Annotated in this window: 3 protein-coding genes; 2 read left to right on the top strand and 1 reads right to left on the bottom strand. The window is 72.3% G+C overall.

All coding sequences use genetic code 11. From position 1 onward, the window contains the following. Positions 1–60: 60 nt before the first annotated feature. Positions 61–1,455 carry a serine hydrolase domain-containing protein gene (locus ABT247_RS32140; RefSeq protein ID WP_350749842.1) on the bottom strand — a complete coding sequence of 465 codons (1,395 nt, stop codon included), beginning with the start codon at positions 1,453–1,455 and terminating at the stop codon, positions 61–63. 494 nt (positions 1,456–1,949) lie between these two features. Here ABT247_RS32140 and tdh point away from each other — a divergent pair, with 494 nt between their 5' ends. Both tdh and ABT247_RS32150 read left to right on the top strand, forming a co-directional pair. After that, entirely contained in the window at positions 1,950–2,978 is a 1,029-nt protein-coding gene (gene tdh, locus ABT247_RS32145) for an L-threonine 3-dehydrogenase (RefSeq protein WP_350749845.1), read from the top strand. A 30-nt stretch (positions 2,979–3,008) separates the two neighbouring features. Beyond that, complete coding sequence (locus ABT247_RS32150; protein WP_350749848.1) at positions 3,009–4,202, top strand: glycine C-acetyltransferase; 1,194 nt, start codon at positions 3,009–3,011, stop codon at positions 4,200–4,202. The last annotated feature ends 69 nt before the right edge of the window (positions 4,203–4,271 follow it).

The raw sequence follows: 4,271 nt of genomic DNA on the forward strand, positions 1-4,271 counted from the left end.
ACCGGACGACCCGGTCGGGCCCGCGGCGCGCGGTCGGTGTGTGCGGACCGGGCGTGGGGCTCAGGCCCGCACGGTGGAGGACGCACTGCCGGTCGGCTGGGACGGCGAAGCGCTGCCGGACGCCGACCCGGACGAGCCGGAGGAGGAACCCGAGGGCGACGGCGAGGCGGTCTCCGCCGGGAGCGCGTAGAGGTTCTTCGGCGAGATGATCTTGGTGATCTCGTTCGCGAACAAGGTGGACGGCTCCTGGCCCTGGGCGATCACGTCGGTGTTGAGCAGCATCGCCATCGTGGCCTGCGCCTGCGGCAGGTACACCGCCACGCTCTCGTACCCCGGCATCGACCCGTTGTGCCCGATCCACCCGCCGTTGTTGAACAGCCCGAAGCCGTAGGTGACGCCCGCGTCGCCGGTCGGCAGCATCTTCAGGCGCTCCGCCTGGGCGGACGGGCTCACGATGGCGCCGGTGGCGACGGTCTTCGCCCAGCTCTCCAGGTCGCCGAGGGTGGTGATGACGGCGCCGGCGGTCCAGGCCCAGGACGGGTTCCAGTTGGTGGCGTCCTGGATCGACCCGTCGGGCGTCTGGTTGGTGTAGCCGTGCGAGTGCGGGTCGGGCAGGCTCGCGTCGGTCGGGAAGCTGGTCTTGTCCAGCGAGGCCGGCGTGAACACCTGGGCCTTGAGGAAGTCGCCCACGCTCTGGCCGCCGACCTTCTCGATCAGCTTGCCCAGCAGGATGTAGTTGCTGTTGTTGTACTGGTACCTGGTGCCGGGCGGGAACACCGCGGGGTGCTTGTACCCGTAGGCGAGCAGCTGGTCCGGGGTGAACGTCCGGTTGGGGTCGTTGATCAGCGCGTTCACGAAGTCCGGGTCGGAGCTGTACGGGAACAGGCCGCTGCGCATCTCGCCGAGCTGGCGGACGGTGATCGCGTCGCCGCCGGGCACGCCGTCCACGTACTTCGAGATCGGGTCGTCCAGGCCCACCTTGCCCTGGTCCACCAGGCGCAGCACGGCGGTGGCGGTGAAGGTCTTGGTCTCGCTGCCGATGCGGGAGAAGAGCCCGGGGTCCATCGGCGTCCGGGCGGTCTTGTCGGAGACGCCGAAGGACTTCTGGTAGGTGCCGCTCGGCGTGATGATCCCGACCGAGATGCCGGGGACGCCGGCCTGGTTCATCACCCGCTGGATCGCGTCGTCCAGCTGGGCGGTCACGGCGGGGGTCAGCTGCACCACCGCGTTGGAGGAGGCGCTCCCCGAGGAGGAGGTGCCCGGGGAGCCGGAGCTCGCGGACGGGCTGAGCGCGGCCGGCTGGGCGGTGACCGCGGGGTCGGCGGCCCGCTGCGCGGACTGGGAGCCACCGGAGCACGCCGCGGTCGCGAGCAGCCCGGTCAGGGCCAGGGCGGCGGCGGTCGCGCGACCGGCGGAGGGGGAGGCGGCCGGGCGCGGCCGTCGGGTCTTGGTCATGTGGCGGGAGCGCCTCTCTGGGGCGGGCGGCCCCTTTCCGGGGGCCGGGCGGCCCCTTGGCGGAACGGCCCCGGAGAGCTGCTCCACGGAGCCGCGGGGGAGCGCCGCCACCGTAAGCACCGTCCCCGGGCGCCCGCGCGGCAGCCGTCCCGCTGCTGGCCCGAACGGACCGAACCCCACCCGAGTGGCCTGATCCGGCTGGCGGCGCGCCGTCAAGTACCCGGGGCGGGCGGACCGTTGGTGTCGCGGCGGGTGTCCCGCGCTCGACCGAACGGGTGAGCACCGGCATGCCGTCCCCGCCCCCGGTCCGGGCTCGGGCACGATCGTTCAGCCCAGCTGTGGCCGCCCTTAAGAATTCCTCGATGGACCGCACCCGCTCTGACCAGGCAGATTTCTGCCTGCCGGAGCGCCGCCGCGAACAGCGGGGCGGACCGGGCCCGCGGCCTGCCCGACCCTCGAAGGCCGTCCCACCCGCACGTCAGGAGCCGTCGCCCGTGAAGGCACTCGTCAAGCAGAAGGCCGAGCCCGGCCTCTGGATGATCGACGTCCCGAAGCCCGAGATCGGCCCCGGCGAGGTGCTGATCAAGGTGCTGCGGACCGGCATCTGCGGCACCGACCTGCACATCCGCAAGTGGGACGGCTGGGCGCAGCAGACCATCAGGACCCCGCTGGTGCTCGGCCACGAGTTCGTCGGCGAGGTCGCCGAGGTCGGTGCCGGCGTCGGGGACATCGCGGTCGGCGACCTGGTCAGCGGCGAGGGCCACCTGGTCTGCGGCAAGTGCCGCAACTGCCTGGCCGGCCGCCGCCACCTGTGCCGCAACACCGTCGGCCTCGGCGTCAACCGCGACGGCGCCTTCGCCGAGTACGTGGCGCTGCCCGCCTCGAACGTCTGGGTGCACCGGGTGCCGGTGGACCTGGACGTGGCCGCGATCTTCGACCCCTTCGGCAACGCCGTGCACACCGCGCTGTCCTTCCCGCTGGTCGGCGAGGACGTGCTGGTCACCGGTGCCGGCCCGATCGGCATCATGGCCGCCGCCGTCGCCAAGCACGCCGGTGCCCGCAACGTCATGATCACCGACGTCTCGCCGTACCGGCTGGACCTCGCCCGCGAGGTGGGCGTGACGCTGGCCCTCAACGTCGCCGAGCACACCATCGAGGAGGGCCAGCAGAAGCTGGGCCTGCGCGAGGGCTTCGACGTCGGCCTGGAGATGTCCGGCCGCCCCGAGGCCATGCAGTCGATGATCGCCAACATGACCCACGGCGGGAAGATCGCCATGCTCGGCCTGCCCGCCGAGCAGTTCCCGGTGGACTGGGCCTCGATCGTCACCTCGATGATCACCATCAAGGGCATCTACGGCCGCGAGATGTTCGAGACCTGGTACGCGATGTCCGTGCTGCTGGAAGGCGGCCTGGACCTCAGCCCGGTGATCACCGGGCGGTACGCCGCCGACGACTTCGAGGCCGCCTTCGACGACGCCGCGAGCGGCAACTGCGGCAAGATCATCCTCGACTGGACCGCCTGAGCCACTCCGCCGACGCCAAAGGAGCCTGTTGTGTTCGACAACGTGCGCGCCGACATCGCCACCACCCTCGACGAGATCCGCGAGGCCGGCCTGTTCAAGCCCGAGCGGGTCATCGGCACCCCGCAGAGCGCCGCGGTCACCGTCACCGCCGGCGGCCGCCCGGGCGAGGTGCTGAACTTCTGCGCCAACAACTACCTCGGCCTGGCCGACCACCCCGAGGTGCTCGCCGCGGCCAAGGACGCCCTGGACCGCTGGGGCTACGGCATGGCCTCGGTCCGCTTCATCTGCGGCACCCAGGACGTGCACAAGGAGCTGGAGGACCGCCTCTCGGCCTTCCTCGGCCAGGAGGACACGATCCTCTACTCCTCCTGCTTCGACGCCAACGGCGGCGTCTTCGAGACCCTGCTGGACGACCGCGACGCCGTCATCTCGGACGCGCTCAACCACGCCAGCATCATCGACGGCATCCGGCTCAGCAAGGCCCGCCGCCACCGCTACGCCAACCGCGACATGGCCGACCTGGAGAAGCAGCTCCAGGACACCCAGGACGCCCGCCGCCGCCTGATCGTCACCGACGGCGTCTTCTCGATGGACGGCTACGTCGCCCCGCTGCGGGAGATCTGCGACCTGGCCGACCGCTACGACGCCATGGTCATGGTCGACGACTCGCACGCCGTCGGCTTCGTCGGCGCGGGCGGCCGCGGCACCCCCGAACTGCACGGCGTGATGGACCGGGTGGACATCATCACCGGCACGCTCGGCAAGGCGCTCGGCGGCGCCTCCGGCGGCTACGTCGCCGCCCGCCGCGAGATCGTCGCCCTGCTGCGCCAGCGTTCGCGCCCGTACCTGTTCTCCAACTCCCTGGCCCCGGTGATCGCGGCGGCCTCGCTGAAGGTGCTCGACCTGGTCGAGCGGTCCAGCGAACTGCGCGAGCGGCTGGCGGCCAACACCGCGCTGTTCCGCACCAGGATGACCGAGGCCGGGTTCGAGATCCTGCCCGGCGACCACCCGATCGCCCCGGTGATGATCGGCGACGCGGCCCGGGCCGGCCGGCTCGCCGAACTCCTGCTGGAGCGCGGGGTGTACGTGATCGGCTTCTCCTACCCGGTGGTCCCGCACGGCCAGGCCCGGATCCGGGTGCAGCTGTCCGCGGCCCACTCCACCGAGGACGTCGAGCGCGCCGTCGCGGCCTTCGTGGACGCCCGCGCCGCGCTGGGGGACTGAGGCCCCTTCCCGCCGCCGGGCCCGGCAGGGGCCCGCACCGACCGCCCGCGGGCCGGACCGCTCGGAACC

The organism is Kitasatospora sp. NPDC001539 (assembly GCF_040298565.1).
Lineage (GTDB): Bacteria > Actinomycetota > Actinomycetes > Streptomycetales > Streptomycetaceae > Kitasatospora.

Coding starts and splice junctions, on each gene's coding strand:
- ABT247_RS32140 (WP_350749842.1), bottom strand. CDS start 1,455: ATGACCAAGACCCGACGGCCGCGCCCGGCCGCCTCCCCCTCCGCCGGT.